The following is a 16969-nucleotide window of genomic DNA, read 5'->3' on the forward strand; positions in this document are numbered from 1 at the left end:
AGAATTACTCTTTCTACAACGTAATCCGGCAATTAATCATTACGAAAAGTTCCGGTAAATCGTTGCACTCTAAACCTCTGACACGTTTGCCGGCGCTATGGTTGAAAGCAGCAAGTCTATTTTCTGATGCAATTTCTCCGGTTCGAACGGCTTCGAAAGCGTATCGTTCATACCCGCTTCCAGCGCCTGCGCCACCTCTTCGGGAAGCACGGTGGCCGATAGTGAAAGGATCGGCGTGGTAATATGCAGCTCCTCGCGCGCCATGCGGGCCGCCTGGAAACCGTCCATTTCAGGCATGCGCGTGTCCATGATGATCAGGTCGAAAAAGTCTTCGCGCAATTGGTCTACGGCCTCTTTTCCATTGCCTACGATCACTGCATTGAGCTGCCAGGCTTTGAGGTATTTTTTCAAAAGCAATGCGTTGATCGGGTTGTCTTCGGCTACCAGCACTTTTTTGCCGTCGAAAGATGGTAAGTTCTGGAATGAAACGACCGGCTTGGTGTCGCCTGCCTTTTCGTTGGCATCCTGAACGATTAATGTAAAAAAGAACTGGCTTCCCTGGCGGGAACGGCTGTTTACTTCCAGCTCGCTGCCCATGAGCCGCACAAGCTTCTGAGAAATGGTTAGCCCGAGGCCGGTACCGCCGTATTGATGCGATGTATTCTCGGACGCCTGCCCGTATTCTGAAAAGATATTTGTCAATTGGTCCTCCGACATTCCTATACCGCTATCTTCCACCGCGAACCGTATCCGGTGCCCGGCCGACGTTTCTGCCAGATGTTCCATTTTCAAGGCCACATTGCCGGTTTCGGTAAACTTCAATGCATTGCCGACCAGGTTCAGCAAAATCTGGTTCAGGCGCATGCCGTCCACCGTCACGCATTCGGGAATCTTGTCGCCGATTTCGAGCCGCAGTTCGAGCTTTTTTTCGTCGGCTTTAAATTGCATTAAATCAATAATCTGCTTACCCAGCACCCGGAGGTCAGTAGACGTCGGGATGATCGAAAACTTGCCTTCGTCGATCTTGGATATATCGAGGATATCGTTCAGGATATTCAGCAACGACCCTGACGACTGCCGGAGCATATTCACCAGTTCATTTTGCCCGTCGGTAAGCTCCGTTGCCGCCAGCAGGTTCCCAAGCCCGATAATGCCGTTAAGTGGCGTCCTGATCTCATGGCTCATATTCGCCAGGAATGATTCCTTCGTTTTCCGGGCTTTTTCCGCCTGCGTTTGCGCGTCGATCAGCGCCAGCTCATGCGCTTTTCGCTTCTCCACATCGTGCAGGTTCACGAATAGCAGCCTGTTTTTATACATAATCCGGAGTTCCAGCCAAACCGGCTGCCGCAGCCGGCCGTAGAACTGGTCTTCCACCACAATGGTCTCCCCGCCTACAAAACTGCGCTTAACGAGCACTTCGCGCAGGCCGGATTTCAATGGATCGACCAGCAGATCGAGCACCGAAGTTTTGATCAGCGATGTGGCCGAAACGCCCAGGATCGTCTCAACGGACGGATTGATCGACAATATCGACCCTGTATCAGGCTCCACGGTAGCAATAATGTCCGGGGAGTTCAGCACAATCGTCGCGTAGTTTTCGAGCAGCTTGTTCTTCTCGCGTATTTCACGCTGGCTGCGCGCGAGTTTGATCAGCGAGTCGACCTTCGCATTGGTAATATAAGGATCGAGCGGCTTGTAGAGGTAATCGATCGCGCCCGTTTTGAGGCCGCGCACGGCATAGGTGGTTTCCTTTGAAATAGCCGTCACGAAAACGATCAGTATCTCGCGGGTCTTCGGGTTGGAAAAAAGGGTCTCGGCAAACTCAAAACCGTCCATTCCGGGCATTTGAACGTCCACCAGTGCCACGGCGATCTCGTTTTCCCAGACAATGCGCAGCGCCTCGTTGGGCGAGGTCGTGGCGTAAATTTCAATGTCGTCGCGGTTCAGGATTGCTTTGAGTGAGATCAGGTTTTCCTCCCTGTCGTCCAGCAGCAAAATCTTTGTATTCTCCATGGGTTATCGTTGAGTAGCTATTGAAGGATGTCGTTGATAATCGAAAAAAGGCTCCCATCGATCATTACCTGATGCTTTTCATAGGTCAGAAGGGCCTGCTCAGGCATTCGCGGCGATTCAGCTTCGGCCGGGTTCTGGACGTACGTCGGGAAGCCTTTTTCGGCCAATGCTTTCATTCCAAAAGCGCCGTCTGCACTGGAACCGGAAAAGAGCATAGCCGCTTTCACGGGGATGCCCGAAACGGCGGCAGATAAGAAAGTGGCATCAATGGAAGGCCGTGAAAAGAAGTCCTTATCGGTACAATCGTAGTAGAACCGCCGGTCGGGGCCTATCAGCAGGTGATAATCGGGGTAAGCGAAATAAATGGAATTAGCTTCGATCGGATCCAGATGATATGGCTCGCTCATAGCTACATTGGTCTTGTTTTTAAATAATTGGGGCAAAACGGCGGTACTGGATTTGCCACGGTGCAACACGAAAATCAACGCGAAGGACAACGGGTTTCGGACCAGCCGGAGCATTTCTTCAAAGATCGCAAAGCTGCCCGACGACCCGCCGACCAGCACCAAACTGAGTGAACCATTGTCCTTTGCCATGCTCATCTGATCTTCTGATAAATGTTCAACGTGCTATCGATCACTTTGAAGTTTTCTTCCAGACCCGAGTAGCGCAGTGTTTCGCGCTTGCCGAGGCAAAGAAAACCCAACATACTGAGACTGTCATACAAAAGCCTGAATACTTTTTGCCGGAGTTCGAGGGTGAAATAGATCATCACGTTCCGGCAACTGATAAACTGAAACTCGTTGAACACCCCGTCGCCCGTCAGGTCGTGCATCGAAAAGACGATATTGCGCCGCAACTCCGGCAGCATCACCGCCTTGTTGTAAGCCACATGGTAGTAATCCGACAGCGAGTGCCTGCCGCCAGCCGCCAGATAATTCTCCGAGTACGTACGCACATTCCCGAGCGTGAACACACCCTCGCGCGCGGCTGTGAGCGCCTTGTTACTCAGGTCCGTAGCGTATATGAGCGAGCGACTGAGAAAACCCGCCTCTTTGAGGAAAATGGCCATCGAATAGGCCTCTTCACCCGTGGCGCACCCGGCCACCCAGAAACGCAGCGTCGGGTACGATTCGAGGTAGGTAAACACTTCCGCTTTTACTTTCATAAAGAAATCCGCATCGCGGAACATCTCCGAATAGTTGACCGTCAGCTCCTGGATCAGCCCGTATACCACGCTCCCACCGGGTTCAATATGTGCAAGCAGTTGCGGGAAGTCCATTTTGTGGGTAGTCAAATACCTGCTTGCCCGGCGCAGGAGCGACGGCCTCGCATAACCCGAAAAATCGAACCCCGATATCTCCCTGATCCGCACAATGAGCATTTCCAGCTCGGGGTATTCCATCAGCACCATAACTACGCGGCTTGTAACCAGACCTTGATCAGCGAAAGCAGCTTGTCAACGTCCACAGGTTTTGAAATGTAATCGTTCGCACCGGCTTCGAGGCATTGCTCGCGGTCGCCCTGCATGGCCTTCGCGGTAACGGCTATGATAGGGATATTCGCCCACCTGGGCACCTGCCTGATCCGCCGCGTGGCTTCAATACCGTCCATTTCGGGCATCATCACATCCATTAATATCAGTTCGATTTCCGGATTATCTTCCAGTTTGTTAATAGCCTCCTTACCATTTGTAGCGATTTCAATGCTGAAACCGGCGTCTTCCAGCACAGCGCTCAATGCGAAAATGTTACGCATATCGTCGTCTGCTAGCAGCAATTTCTTTCCTGTAAAAAGTTGCTGGGCATTCACCACCGCGTTGCTGAACGACTCCTTCGGCGCTTCCGGCTCCTGCGTTTTCGGCTGGATCTTTTTGAGGAAAAGCTTCACCTCGTCGAGCAGGCGTTCGTTGGATTTCTTTGTTTTGATCACCACCGGGTGTGAATACTTCATAACCCGCCCCAGGTCGGCTTGTGTGAGGTCCTCGGCGGTATTCACCACCACGGGCAGTTCGTTCCAATCCGGGTTTTCTTTGATTTTATCCAGAAGATCCAACCCGTTCATATCTGCGAGTCTTACATCGAGGATAATGCCGTCCACCCGGTCCGATCCGAGGATCGCGAGCGCTTCGGCGGCTGAATAGGCATAGAGCACGAAAATATTGTTGCTTACCAGGAAATCGCCCAGGTACTTGCTCTGGAATGCATCGTCTTCGATCAGCAGAATGCGCTGCTGTTCGAGGTCCTTCCCTTCGAGTTTCAATGCGGTGAAAATCTGCTGCGCCGAGCGCTCGTCCACCGGTTTTTGCATAAAACCGATCGCGCCGTTTTTGACCATTTCCTCGTCGAAATAATCGCCCGACGAGACCGTATGCACGGGAATCAGGCGCGTACGCGTATCACTTTTCAATTCCTTCAAAACCGCTTCGCCCGGCATATCCGGTAAATGCATATCGAGAATGATAGCGGTAGGATTAAATGTACCTACCAGCTCCAAAGCCTGACGGCCATTAGCCGCTATTTGTACTTCAAAACCACTTCCCTGCGCTTTGGCAGCCATATCCGTCGCAAAAATGTGATCGTCTTCGATCAGCAGCAGACGGCGCGCCTTGCCGTTTTCAGGCGTATGCGGCCTGACCTCGGGTTGCTGCGGCTTAGCCGGTTCCGCCGCAATTTCGTGCTGATTAACAGCAGATTGTTCGTCCGACTCTGTCAGATAAGGGATTTTCAATGTAAATACCGAACCTTCTCCCGGAACACTTTTCAATGAAATCGACCCGTGGAAAAGGCCCGCCAGTTCGCGGCTGATCGACAACCCGAGGCCCGTGCCGCCATATTTGCGGCTTGTCGAACCATCGGCCTGCTGGAATGCCTCGAAAATCGATGCCTGTTTATCCAGTGGTATGCCAATGCCGGTATCGGCTACCTCGAAATGCAGCCGGCCTTCTTCTTTGGAAATCAATAGTGAAACCTTGCCGGGCGCGGACGTGAATTTGACCGCATTGGAAATCAGGTTGCGCAGGATTTGTAATAGACGCGTATGGTCTGTAAAAAGCGTTGCGGGACACGATTCCGTCTTTTCGACCTGCAAAACAAGGCCCTTATTCTCGGCGACTTTCTGGAAAGTGCTTTTTACCTCCACCAGCACCGATTCTGTACTGATATTTTCGTGTATCAGCTCGATCTTCCCGGCTTCCACTTTGGCGAGGTCGAGAATATCGTTGATCAACGTCAGCAGGTCGTTTCCGGAATTGTAGATCACCGAAGCGTACCGTTGCTCCTCGTCGTTCAATCTTGCCCCCTTGTTTTCCCCCAGAATACGTGATAAAATCAATATACTGTTCAGCGGCGTGCGCAGTTCGTGGCTCATATTGGCCAGGAACTCGCTCTTGAAGCGCCCGCTCCGTTCGAGCTCGTCGGCCTTGATCTGGATCTGATCGCGCGCTTCCTCGATCGTACTTTTCTGTTCTTCGAGCATGAATGCCTTTTCTTCCAGCTCGGTATTGATCTGTTTCAATTCCTCCTGCTGGACGCGCAACTCTTCTTCCGAAACCTGCAAAAGAGCGCTTTGTCGCGTCAGCTCCTCATTAGTAACCCGCAGTTCCTCCTGCTGGCTTTCAAGTTCCTCCGCCTGCAATTGCGTTTTTTCGAGCAATTCATTGGCAATCTCGCGCGCCCGAGCGGCCATAATCGCTACCGCGACGTTGTCCGAAACCATGTCAAGCAGTTTGATCACCTTCGTACCCGGATCTGTCAGGTATCCGATTTCGAGAAGCCCGGCAACCGATCCGTCGAAACTGATATTTTTGATCAAAACCACTCCCGGGGCGGAGTGACCGGTGGCTGTTTTCACTTGCAAATAGCCTTCTGCAACGTCCATCCGCTTGATATTCCCGTTATCTGCCGCAAACTGTCCGAGTAACCCATGGCCGAACGAGATGAACGACGGCGCCGACTCCAATGTCGAAAGGCCGTTCACAGCCGAGCGTTCCAGCACGTCGCCCGAGCGCGTTACGAGATACATGGCCGACACCTGGGAATCTGTCACGTCTGCAAACTTGTTCAGCAAACGCTCGGAAAGCTGCGTCAGAGTAGGTTCGCCGCGAACGGCGCTGGAAACCTGTATAGCCGCATTCAATATCCAGTTTTTCTCCTGGTCTTCCAATGCAAGCTTTTCCAATTGCCTGTTAGCCTCCTGCATGGCACGCTCGCCGGCTCGTTGTGCGAGGTAGGTCCTGCGGATGAAGTAATACAACAGCAGTATCACGAGGAAAAACAGCGTCGAACCGACTACAATATACTGTTTGGCGTGTGTCGAGCTGGTCGAAGCAAGCTGTTCGCGTTCGGTCAGCAGCCCCTCCTCCACGTTTTCGATACGGCGGAAGGCGAATTCAATTTTGGAAGAAACATCCTTTCCTTGCAAAACAATGCGTTGGATACTATCGATATTGTATTTGCCAACTTTCAATATTTCGTATTGGCGGTTCATGAGGCCTACCCGTGCTTCGAGAAGATCGGATAGCGAATCCACCCTCGCACTCTGCGTTTTATTGTCCCTCACCAGCTTTCGTAATGCCTCGACGTCCTTCCAGATGTCGGTGGAAGCTTGCAGATAGCTCGTTTCAAACGCTCCGTTACCGGTGATCGCGAAGCCCCGGACATTCGCTTCGGCGGCCAGCAAGCGGTTTTTTACGGAGGTCGAAACACGCATAACCTCCCGCGTGTGGTCTACCCAGCCGGCGTTTTCCTGCTGGATAAGGATCGCATTGTAGGAAACGTAGCCCACCGCGAGTACCAAAAGAATTGAAAATGAGATTCCCAGTAAAACCTGGCGCTGAAAAGTAAGTTTCATAAACGCTGAATAGCACGTAGAATTAGTACTAAATTCTATTTTTGAGTATTAATTGGAAAAGTAATGCATTTTGACCGTATTTCGGCCCTTTTTGATGGCTTTTTAACTGCATTCAAATCCAAGTACTACCAAATATTACTACTATTCTACCCACTCGGTCAGTTCGTCTTCCAGGGTGATCAACACCCCGCGCGACTGTTTCCCGCTCTCTGTGAATGTCTTGATCAATTTTTTCAAATGCCTGCGTGGCTCGTCCGCGCTGTTGCCGCCCACAAACGACATGAAAATGTATTCCCCGCCCGGCCGCTGAACGACCCGGTCTATATGCAGCATTTTCCCGCCGGGAACCAGTAGTTCCTTATTGATCTGAATGTGATTTTCGTCCTGGTAAAGCACTTGCAACGACGGGTCTTGCAGTAATGAAATAGTCAGCTTTTCGATCTCACGGGTTTCCTTGCGGGTAAAAATGCCCTCGCCTACGAGCTTTTCCAATGCTTCGGGAAGGCCGGAAATCGTTTTCAGTCTCGTCAGCAGGTATCGCATTTTTTGCAGGCGATCGTGCCGTGGCTCGAATGTCTGCACGTCGAAAATGCGGTCGGCCATTCGGCGCAATCTGAGCGACTCGGTGCGGTCGTTGCTCAATATGCTTTTCAAAACAAAAGGGCTCGTACCCGCGCTCACATGTGCGTGCCTGAGCCCGGTCGCAGATGCTTCCGAAATCACGTATCTGGAAATAGCTTCGTCCCACGCGGGCGTAAAACCTTCCCGGTTCAGGTAATCCCGCAGCCAGTGGTTGATCTGCTGCCCCGATTCCCACCTGCGTTCGCGCTTCGCGAGTACGTACAGGCGCTGCACGGGCCGTGTAAACGCGACGTACAGCAAATTCAGGTTCTCGATCAGCACCCTCATCCGTTCATCGCGGTACTGCTCGCCTACCACCGTGTTTTCAAGCTCCTTGACGACGGAAACCATCGAGCTCCGCAGTTTGGGATGGGTATAATGGGGTTTATCTTGAAGCTTAATTTCCTCATATTCAACCTCATCCATATCTACCCAAAGCCGGTCGAGACGTGCATTGGGCGTCACTTTCCATTGCGCGTACGGGATGATTACGACGGGATATTCCAACCCTTTCGATTTGTGAATGGTAGTAATGCGAATGGCGTCGGTACCCTCGGGCACCGTGATCGAAAATTTGTATTTAGCCGACTCCCAATAGTTCAGAAAATCGCCAAGGTGATTGCTTTTCCGGTTACCAAATTCGAGCACCACATCCAGGAACCGGAACAGGTACTCGCTTTCCAGCTGCTGCTTGAAAAGCCCGAATTGCTGCATCAGCAACTCTGTGAGCTCGAATACCGAAACCTGCCGCATTTTGAACGAGGTAATGGTAATGTCCCATTTCCGGAAATATTCGAGGAAACTGTCGAGCCCGCGCTCCTCGCAAAGCACCCTGATTTCCTCGTATTCGTGCGGCGCCGGGTTCTGCCGGCGGATCACCTGGTGGAACAGATAGGCGGCCTCGTACCGGGCCAGCCGGTGGTCCGAACTATGCAGCACCTTCATAAACGAGATGACGAAATGCACCGAACGCGAATAGGCCAGCGACAATGCATCGTCCGAAATGAGCGGAAACCCGGCTTCTTTCAAAGTGTTGGCCAATGTCGTGGCCTCTTTTTTCTTTCGGCACAAAATGGCTACGTCGCGCCAGTGGTAACCTTCCGCCCGAAGCGCATGTACCAGTTCCAGCGCCCGCCGGGATATGGCGTCCGAAGACGATTCCTCGGCGCCATCTTCCGTGGCCTCATTCATTTCCAGAAACTCGATTTCCACATGGCCGCCCTCGCTCACGCCCTCGGGTATTTCCTGACTGAAATGCTCGTCGTACACCTCGCGGATCAGCGGGTATTCATCGCCCAGCGAGTCGGCGATGAAGCCGAAGAACTGGTTATTGAACTCCGTAACTTCCCGGAAGCTGCGCCGGTTGGTTTTGAGGTGATTGATATGCAGGTAGTTATCCAATGCAAACAACCGCTCGTCGTTGAACGGGCTGCTTCCGAGAATGCTGCCCAGCCGCATGACCTGGTTCTGCGCCAGATGCAATATCAAATCCATATCCCCGCCCCTGAACCGGTAAATCGACTGCTTCGCATCGCCCACGATCAGGTTAAAGAATCCGCTGGATAATGCATTCTCGATCAGCGGCAGCAGGTTCGCGAACTGCAATTTGGAAGTATCCTGAAATTCGTCGACCAGAATGTGATTGTATTTTTCCCCTAACCTTTCAAAAATGAACGGTACCGGCTCGCGCGCCACAATGTCGACGATCTTCCGGTTGAAATCCGAAATATGGACCTGGTTGTTTTGTTTCAGCAATGCATCGAACTCCTTCCGGATTTCCCCCAGGAGCGACAGGTTGTAAATATGTCTGTCAAGCTGGCTATACAATGTAATTTTTCCGGTTTCAGAAGACCGGATGTTTTCAATCTGGTGAAAATAGTTTTCCAGGTCGGTGCGGAGGCGTTCTATTTCATCGCGGATCGGAGCGGGTGTTTTGGCACCGTACCACACGCCTTCACCGATGGTTTTATAAACGTAGGAATTGGGCTCCATCCAGAGCTTTTTGCCCTCGGCACGGTCGCGAAAATAGCCGTAAATGCCCCTCCCGCTCTGGTGAAAGTCTTTTTCACTTAAATAGGTGGATTGGATCAGTTCAAATGCATTTTTCGCGTCTTTGGTCATCATTTCCTCCCGCCCGCGTACGAAGTCGCGCATTTGCTTGCGTACGACGATCCAGTCCTCCATTTTGACGTCTTCCACGCGCTTCATTTGCATATAACTTTGCTCGCTCAGCAAAGTCCCCGCCGTGTCGCGGATCTGCATCGGCAATGCGCCCCAGTTTTTGCCTTCCTCGGCATTCTCGCGGTAATATTTCTCGACAATATCGGTGAGTACTTCTTCGCCTTCCTGCCCAATTCGCGCCAATAGCCGGTCCACAGCGTCGTCGAGCAGGTCGCTATCGAGCTGTGTTTCAAATACGAATGGAATGCCGAGTTCGTCTGTAAAACTGCTGATCAGCCGCTGCGTGAACTTGTCGATCGTCATCACAGAAAAGTCGGAATACCGGTGCAGGATTTGCCCGAAAACCATTTGCGCGCGCGCGGCAATCAATTGGCAGGCACCTGCGAAAAGCTCCGCATCATGTTCCGTATCCGGGTACATTTCGATCACCACGTCCCGCATCATCGGGTGCGGTTTCGCATCGTTTTCGGTATATGCCGAGAATGTGCGTAGCATCAGGAGAATGCGGTCCTTCATTTCGTTGGCAGCCGCATTGGTGAACGTCACAGCCAGAATATGCCTGAAATACAACTCCGAATTGGAATGCAGGGCCAGTTTGAGGTATTCTTTGGTAAGGGTATAAGTTTTCCCCGAGCCTGCCGATGAACTGTAAACTTTAAACACTTTGCGCTGATGTATGGGTGAAGCGAATGCGAACCGTAAGTCAAATTAAATAAAAAAAGCAGGCTAATGCCTGCTTTTCGTATGCTTTTGAAGGAGGTATCCCTTAAAGATTGAAGCGGAGACCCGCGGAGATATTGGGACTCAGGAAGAACGGCTTTCTCAACAGTTCTACATACGTCCCCCCTTCCAGGAACACGGAAATCCGATTATCGGGAATGTAATACTCAAAACCTCCCAGCGCTGAGCCGCCCAGGGTAAGGTTCTTTTCGTAATCGCCGTTCAGCCGTTTCGGGTATGCTCTGCGGTTGTTGATCTGCCCGCCGATACCGTAATACACGTGCACAGCCTCCGAGTTGAACAATGGCGTGTGCCACAAATAATGCATTTGGAGCGAAATACCGGTGTTTTTGTAAATCCCGTTGTCGCCGCGGTACTTGCGGTCGTTGCCGAGGACTCCGCCAAAAGTACCGATGGTAACGTCGATGGCGTGGATGTTGTTGAAGTACTTCCGGATGTTGACGCCGGTGGGTTCACCGAGTTTGAAACCTACCGCCCAGTTGTCGTATTGGGCGTGTGCCATTCCGAAGCTTAGTGCGCAAATAAGAGTTAAGGCTAATTTCTTCATAGTTAATTAAATCGGGGAAATGTTCCTGGAACGCTGAAACACCAGCTACACAATAACGTTCTGAGGCTGGAATTTCTTTAAAGATTCGATCAAAACTTCATTTTCTTCTTTTGTACCAACGGTAATGCGCAGGCAACCATCGCACAGATGTACACGTGAACGGTCGCGCACGATGATCGTCTCGCGGATCAGGTAGTCCATCACGCCTTTCGCGTCTTCGAACTGCACAAGCAGGAAGTTAGCGTCCGTAGGATGGATTTTCACGACGATCGGCAGGCTTCGCAACTGGTCCGTCAGTACGTCGCGCTGTTCGAGAATATCGGCTACCATTTTATCCTTCTTCTCAATGCCGTTCAAACCTTCGAGCAACGCCTGTTGTGCGGGTAAGCTGATATTATAGGGAGGTTTAATCTTGTTCAGAATGCGGATCAGTTCGGGTGAAGCAAAACACATGCCCACCCGGATGCCCGCAAGGCCCCAGGCTTTGGAGAACGTCTGCAATACCACGAGATTAGGATATTTGTCCAGATGCTGTATCCAGGAAGGCTCATCCGTAAAATCAATATAAGCCTCATCCACAACCACCAGCCCGCTGAAATTTTCCAGAATGGCCTGGATAGCGTCGGCCTGCATCACGTTGCCGGTCGGGTTATTCGGCGAGCAGATCCAGATGATCTTCGTCGAAGGCGTTACCGCATTCAAAACTGCTTCCGTATCGATATGGTAATCGTTGGTAAGCGAAACCTTGTCGATGATCACATTATGGATCGAGGCGCTTACTTCGTACATTCCATAGGTAGGCGGCAGAATAATCACGTGGTCCTGCCCGGGGGTACACGTGGCGCGCGTGAGCAAGTCGATCGGCTCGTCGCTGCCGTTTCCCAGGAAAATACGGTCGGGACTCACCTGCTTGATCGGGCTCAGTTTCTGCTTGATTTCCGCCTGGTAAGGATCGGGGTAACGGTTATAGCTTTCGCCCGTCACCGAACCGTAAGGGTTTTCGTTCGCATCCAGAAAAATGCCCACATGCCCCGTGTATTCGTCTCTTGCGGATGAATACGGCGCCAGCGTGAGAATGTGCGGGCGAAGGATTTGGTTTAAATCGAAGGTATTACTCATACTCTGAAAAAATTACGGCGGTGGCCGTTGTGTGGATTCTAAATCTTTTTGAAGAGCCTCTTGTCGAAACTCAGCGGAGCTATGTCGGTAATGCGGAGGGAAAGAACGTCCGGATGCATCGGATTCACGAGGTAATTCTGCTCGGCCTGGACCACCACCGATGGTACCCGGAGCAGGAGGCTATTGCCCGCTTTCAGCCACGAATCACCCACGCCTTTGCTCCATTGCTCGTCTTCGAACCATTCGGGCACCAGATTGGGCGCGGTTACGCTTGCGACACTGTCGGGAAGTTCCAGGGAAACGATCACGTAGTTGGGAGGCGTCACCGTCTTATGCCAGTGAACGAGTACTTCGAGCATCGCCAGCGAGCGATGCGAAGATGTGTAAAGCATAGCGTTTCGGGGGGAGTTCCATCGTCCTCCATTATAAAAAGCCCCTATTCCACTCAAATCCTCCTGATATTCCGATCTTGTTATCCTGAATAGCTCCATTAAGCGAAAATACCGTGTTCCATGCGCCCTAATTCGGTCTTGACCAGCTCAATACCCGCATGGGTCCGTAAAAAGCTGATCGGTTTCTCACTACCCAGCGCAGGTACCTCGTTGTTCAGCCAATCGAGGAAATATTCTTTACCCAAAGCCCGGTTCCCTACGGAGAACAGATCGGCGAGGGCGATCAGATGATCGGAAACTACATTGCTAAGCAGGTCAATATCATTGTAACGCTGCAAGTTCCTGGAAGTAACAGGCAACAGCGCTATCACATCTTTAATATCCATTCCGATAGAATCAGCAAGGTGCTGAATAGAGGCTTTCGGAATGCCGTTTTCGGCCAGGTAAGCCAGGTCGAAGTCATTTTTCACAGCATGTTTGAGGGTTTCATACCCTCCCAAACGTTCGTTAACCATGTATGCTGTCATCTTTCCGTAATTTTAAGGCCGTTGAAATTTGTCCTCTAATTTAGGACAAATTTCCCGGGTTTAAAATTTTTCACAAAAGATTTTTCAATCGTATGCTCACGGCATTCTTATGGGCATCGAGAGATTCGGCTGCGGCCATGGCTTCTACGGTCGGGCCGATATTACGTATCCCCTCCTCTGTAATGTGCTGAACAGTGATTTTCTTAACGAAACTATCGACGGAAACCCCGCTGTAAGCCCGTGCGTAGCCATTGGTAGGCAACGTATGGTTGGTACCCGAGGCATAATCCCCGCAGGATTCGGGCGTGTAGTTACCCAGGAATATCGAACCCGCGTTGTAAATCTTCCCGGCCACTTCTTCCGCATTCGCAATGCTGAGGATCAAATGCTCGGCCGCATATTGGTTGAGTATTTCGATGGCCTCTTCTTCATTTTCGACGAGGATCGCTTTGCTGTTCGCCATGGCCTGCGCCGCCAGCTCTTTGCGAGGAAGCGCTTCCAGCTGCTCCGCCAATGCGATATTGACGGAAGCAAGCAATTTTTTGCTGGTTGAAACGAGTAAAACCTGGCTGTCTGCACCGTGCTCTGCCTGTGAAAGCAAATCCGCGGCTACAAAGCAAGGCAATGCCGTGTCATCCGCAAAAATCGCCACTTCCGAAGGTCCGGCAGGCATGTCGATCGCCACACCTTCCTTACTAATGAGCATTTTAGCCGTGGTAACATATTGGTTACCAGGGCCAAATATCTTGTAAACCTTGGGAACGCTTTCCGTGCCGTAAGCCATCGCAGCAATCGCCTGCGCGCCGCCAATGCGGAATGCTTTGGTAACACCCACGAGTTTGGCGGCATACAGAATAGCCGGGTGATCGGACGGCGTGCAAAGCACAACTTCTTTACAACCAGCAATTTGAGCGGGAATACCCAGCATTAATACCGTACTGAACAATGGAGCCGAGCCACCGGGAATGTAAATCCCGACCTTCTCGATCCCCACGCTTTTGCGCCAGCAGGTAACACCGGGCATGGTTTCCACTTTTTCAGGCGCCTGCAGTTGGCCTTTGTGGAATTTGTAGATATTATCATAAGCCTGACCGATCGCCGCCTTCAGTGCATCGTCCAGCTTGTCGCCTGCTTCCGCAATGTCTTTTTCAGAGAATGCGAGGTCGGTCAGTTCAATTTTGTCAAATTTCAGGGCAAGCGCTTTGATACCCTCGTCGCCTTCATTTTTCACTTGTTCGAGCACGGGCAATACCCGCGCTTCGATATCCTTGGCTTCCAGAACGGGCCGTGCCAGCAATGCGGGCCATTGTTCCCTTTCCGGAAATGGAATGATATTCATAATGTCAGAATCAAAAACCCGGCTTTCCGGAGCATTTAAACAATCATTTTTTCGATCGGGATCACCAGAATCCCCTCCGCACCGGCCTGGCGGATCTTTTCGATATTCTCCCAGAACTCGTTCTCGTTGATCACCGAATGCAGCGAGCACCAGCCTTCCGTCGCCAATGGCAGGATCGTCGGGGAACGCATGCCGGGCAGGAATTTGGTGATATTCTCCACCGCATCCACCGGGCAGTTGAGCAAAATGTATTTGTTGTTCTTCGCCACCTGCACCGATTTGATACGGAACAAAAGCTGGTCCAGCAGGTCTTGCTGCACAGGCGACAGGTGCTTGCTGGCGATCATCACCGCCTCCGAGCGGAAAATGGTTTCCACTTCTTTCAACCCGTTGCTCAGCAATGTACTGCCTGAACTCACGATATCGCAAACGGCATCGGCCAGGCCAATGCTCGGCGCGATTTCCACAGATCCGCTGATTTCGTGGATATCAGCCGTAACATGATGAGATTTAAGATATTGTTCCAGTAAACGCGGGTAAGTAGTCGCAATGCTCTTGCCTTGCAGGTCCTGTACGCCATGGTACTCAGCCTCGCGCAATACGCCGATCGACAGGCGGCATTTCGAGAAACCCAGCTTGTGAACGGTATCCACATCTTTGGAAGATTCTTCTGAAACGTTCTCCCCTACGATTCCCAGATGCGCCACGCCGTCTTCCACATAACCGGGAATATCGTCGTCGCGGAGGAAAAGGATTTCGGCAGGAAAGTTCGTAGCGTCGGTTTTGAGCTTACCCGCGCCGTTATCGAAACGGATGCCGCATTCCTTGATCAGTTTAAGAGAATCTTCACTAAGCCTGCCCGATTTCTGGATGGCAATTCTTAAAATATTATCATTCATAAAGTTATAGGTTGCTCTCGCAGCCGTTTGTCGGTATTGAATTAGGGTTATTGGTCTTCCCGGTTAAGCAAAGTTATGATATCTTCCGTTTTCAGTTTCTGCTGCTCGCCGGTTTTCATGTTTTTCAAAGTCAGCAAACCCGACTGCATTTCATCTGAACCGATTAAAATAACAAATGGAATGCTCTTACGGTCTGCATAGTCCAGCTGCTTTTTCAGCTTGACCGAATCCGGGTAAATTTCCGAATTAATGCCGGCCTTCCTGAACTTCGGCAAGATCGACAGGCCATAAGTAAATGCCTCCTCATCGAAATTCGAGATCATTACTTTGGTGGTCGTTTTCTGGCTTTCGGGGAAGAGGTTCAGTTCTTCCATTACATCGTAAATACGGTCGACACCGAGTGAAATACCGACGCCCGAAATACCCGGCACACCGAACGTGCCGGTGAGGTTATCATAGCGCCCGCCGCCCGAAATGCTGCCGATCTGTACATTATTAGCCTTCACTTCGAAGATCGCACCCGTATAATACGAGAGCCCGCGTGCGAGCGTGACGTCGAATTCAATCTTCGCATTTTCCAATCCCAGGACCTTCACCATCGCCCACACCTCTTCCAGTTCCTCGATACCTTTCAATGCAACCTCCGATTCGGCCAGCCAGCTTTTCAGCTCGGTAAACGGATCTTCATCCGCCGAAAGACTAAAAATTGGTTCCAGTTTACCGATACTATCAGAAGCGAAACCGCGTTCGAGGAGTTCCTCAACGACCTTCTCTTTCCCTATTTTATCCAATTTATCAATCGCCACGCAAAGCGGCCCTTCCATCCCGTGCGCCCCGATGATGTCGGCGATCCCGGTCAGGATTTTACGATTGTTGATCTTGACTGTGAAGTCATTGATGCCCAATGCAGGCAGGATATCATGCAAAAGCATCACGATTTCCGCTTCGCAAAGCAGTGAATCGGTGCCTACTACGTCTGCGTCGCATTGGTAAAACTCGCGGTAACGGCCTTTCTGTGGACGGTCGGCACGCCAAACCGGCTGGATCTGGTAGCGTTTGAAAGGCATGGCCAACGTACCACGGTTCATCACTACGTAACGCGCGAAAGGTACAGTAAGGTCGTAGCGAAGACCTTTTTCGGAAATTTTGGTCGTTAATGGCTTGGAACCTGCCTGCCAGTCGGCGTCGGTAAGCTTGCCACTGAAATCGCCCGAGTTCAGGATTTTGAATAAAAGCTGGTCGCCCTCTTCTCCATATTTACCCATCAGAACCGACAGGTTTTCAAATGCCGGGGTTTCTAATGGCAAAAAGCCGTATCGTTGAAAAGAGCGCCGGATGGTGTCGAAAATGAAAGTACGCTTTGCCATTTGCTCCGGACCAAAGTCACGGGTTCCGCGGGCAAGAGATGGTTTACTCATTATTATAATGCTGTGAAATTGGGCCTCGAATGGCCTATGAAACCGTAAAGTTAGGGCAGCTTGTGCAATATTTATGACTATTGCGTGCAATATTTACGCGAAAATGCTTAATTTTGCGGCTCTTTCACAAAACAAACTTTTACAATGGGAGTTACGGAATTAAAACGTAAAGGTCGCAGAAACAAAGCAGTTGCAAACAACCGCACTGCCAAAATCAAAAACCTTCTACGCAAACCAGAAGTGCGCAATGTTGACGTTGAGGCTATCAAGGCTCAATTCGAAGCAAATAAAAAATAATCGAGCCTCTTCGGAATGTTATTC

General features: G+C 51.1%; 13 protein-coding genes. 1 reads left to right on the forward strand and 12 read right to left on the reverse strand.

The genetic code is table 11. The annotated features are described in order from the left end of the window. Window positions 1–69 precede the first annotated feature (69 nt). From BMW93_RS12950 to hisS, 12 genes are all read right to left on the reverse strand, one after another. Complete coding sequence (locus BMW93_RS12950) at window positions 70–2013, reverse strand: response regulator (RefSeq protein WP_090376343.1); 1944 nt, start codon at window positions 2011–2013, stop codon at window positions 70–72. A gap of 17 nt (window positions 2014–2030) precedes the next feature. Further along, a complete protein-coding gene (locus BMW93_RS12955) occupies window positions 2031–2609 on the reverse strand; it encodes a chemotaxis protein CheB (RefSeq protein ID WP_229240410.1) in 579 nt (192 codons plus the stop codon). A gap of 2 nt (window positions 2610–2611) precedes the next feature. Then, window positions 2612–3427: a protein-glutamate O-methyltransferase CheR gene (locus BMW93_RS12960; protein ID WP_090376348.1), complete on the reverse strand. Its 816-nt coding sequence runs from the start codon at window positions 3425–3427 to the stop codon at window positions 2612–2614. Between the two features lie 2 nt (window positions 3428–3429). Continuing rightward, window positions 3430–6864: a response regulator gene (locus tag BMW93_RS12965; protein ID WP_090376351.1), complete on the reverse strand. Its 3435-nt coding sequence runs from the start codon at window positions 6862–6864 to the stop codon at window positions 3430–3432. 141 nt (window positions 6865–7005) lie between these two features. Beyond that, entirely contained in the window at window positions 7006–10329 is a 3324-nt protein-coding gene (locus BMW93_RS12970) for a UvrD-helicase domain-containing protein (RefSeq protein WP_090376353.1), read from the reverse strand. A gap of 103 nt (window positions 10330–10432) precedes the next feature. Further along, the gene (locus tag BMW93_RS12975; protein WP_090376355.1) at window positions 10433–10954 is read right to left on the reverse strand and encodes a hypothetical protein; all 522 of its coding nucleotides are present in this window, start codon (window positions 10952–10954) and stop codon (window positions 10433–10435) included. A 45-nt stretch (window positions 10955–10999) separates the two neighbouring features. Continuing rightward, window positions 11000–12073 carry a histidinol-phosphate transaminase gene (hisC, locus tag BMW93_RS12980; RefSeq protein WP_090376358.1) on the reverse strand — a complete coding sequence of 358 codons (1074 nt, stop codon included), beginning with the start codon at window positions 12071–12073 and terminating at the stop codon, window positions 11000–11002. 38 nt (window positions 12074–12111) lie between these two features. Next, window positions 12112–12564, reverse strand: coding sequence for an RES family NAD+ phosphorylase (locus BMW93_RS12985; protein ID WP_090376360.1), 453 nt, complete (start codon window positions 12562–12564; stop codon window positions 12112–12114). Beyond that, entirely contained in the window at window positions 12564–12992 is a 429-nt protein-coding gene (locus BMW93_RS12990; RefSeq protein ID WP_090376363.1) for an antitoxin Xre/MbcA/ParS toxin-binding domain-containing protein, read from the reverse strand. The genes BMW93_RS12985 and BMW93_RS12990 overlap by 1 nt, the downstream gene beginning before the upstream one ends. Before the next feature lie 70 nt (window positions 12993–13062). Beyond that, window positions 13063–14331 (reverse strand): histidinol dehydrogenase, encoded by a 1269-nt coding sequence (gene hisD, locus BMW93_RS12995; RefSeq protein ID WP_090376367.1) that lies wholly within the window; start codon window positions 14329–14331, stop codon window positions 13063–13065. A gap of 35 nt (window positions 14332–14366) precedes the next feature. After that, complete coding sequence (gene hisG / locus BMW93_RS13000; RefSeq protein ID WP_090376370.1) at window positions 14367–15230, reverse strand: ATP phosphoribosyltransferase; 864 nt, start codon at window positions 15228–15230, stop codon at window positions 14367–14369. Between the two features lie 47 nt (window positions 15231–15277). Continuing rightward, window positions 15278–16648, reverse strand: a complete 1371-nt coding sequence (hisS, locus tag BMW93_RS13005) for a histidine--tRNA ligase (protein WP_090376373.1) — start codon at window positions 16646–16648, stop codon at window positions 15278–15280. A gap of 144 nt (window positions 16649–16792) precedes the next feature. Between hisS and BMW93_RS35430 the strand changes: the two genes are divergently transcribed. Further along, a complete protein-coding gene (locus BMW93_RS35430; protein WP_015810647.1) occupies window positions 16793–16945 on the forward strand; it encodes a hypothetical protein in 153 nt (50 codons plus the stop codon). The last annotated feature ends 24 nt before the right edge of the window (window positions 16946–16969 follow it).

It is taken from the genome of Dyadobacter sp. SG02 (assembly GCF_900109045.1).
Taxonomy (GTDB): domain Bacteria; phylum Bacteroidota; class Bacteroidia; order Cytophagales; family Spirosomataceae; genus Dyadobacter.

Coding starts and splice junctions, on each gene's coding strand:
- BMW93_RS35430 (WP_015810647.1), top strand. CDS start 16,793: ATGGGAGTTACGGAATTAAAACGTAAAGGTCGCAGAAACAAAGCAGTT.
- BMW93_RS12975 (WP_090376355.1), bottom strand. CDS start 10,954: ATGAAGAAATTAGCCTTAACTCTTATTTGCGCACTAAGCTTCGGAATG.
- hisS (WP_090376373.1), bottom strand. CDS start 16,648: ATGAGTAAACCATCTCTTGCCCGCGGAACCCGTGACTTTGGTCCGGAG.
- BMW93_RS12985 (WP_090376360.1), bottom strand. CDS start 12,564: ATGGAGCTATTCAGGATAACAAGATCGGAATATCAGGAGGATTTGAGT.
- BMW93_RS12990 (WP_090376363.1), bottom strand. CDS start 12,992: ATGACAGCATACATGGTTAACGAACGTTTGGGAGGGTATGAAACCCTC.
- hisD (WP_090376367.1), bottom strand. CDS start 14,331: ATGAATATCATTCCATTTCCGGAAAGGGAACAATGGCCCGCATTGCTG.
- BMW93_RS12965 (WP_090376351.1), bottom strand. CDS start 6,864: ATGAAACTTACTTTTCAGCGCCAGGTTTTACTGGGAATCTCATTTTCA.
- BMW93_RS12960 (WP_090376348.1), bottom strand. CDS start 3,427: ATGGTGCTGATGGAATACCCCGAGCTGGAAATGCTCATTGTGCGGATC.
- BMW93_RS12955 (WP_229240410.1), bottom strand. CDS start 2,609: ATGGCAAAGGACAATGGTTCACTCAGTTTGGTGCTGGTCGGCGGGTCG.
- hisC (WP_090376358.1), bottom strand. CDS start 12,073: ATGAGTAATACCTTCGATTTAAACCAAATCCTTCGCCCGCACATTCTC.
- hisG (WP_090376370.1), bottom strand. CDS start 15,230: ATGAATGATAATATTTTAAGAATTGCCATCCAGAAATCGGGCAGGCTT.
- BMW93_RS12950 (WP_090376343.1), bottom strand. CDS start 2,013: ATGGAGAATACAAAGATTTTGCTGCTGGACGACAGGGAGGAAAACCTG.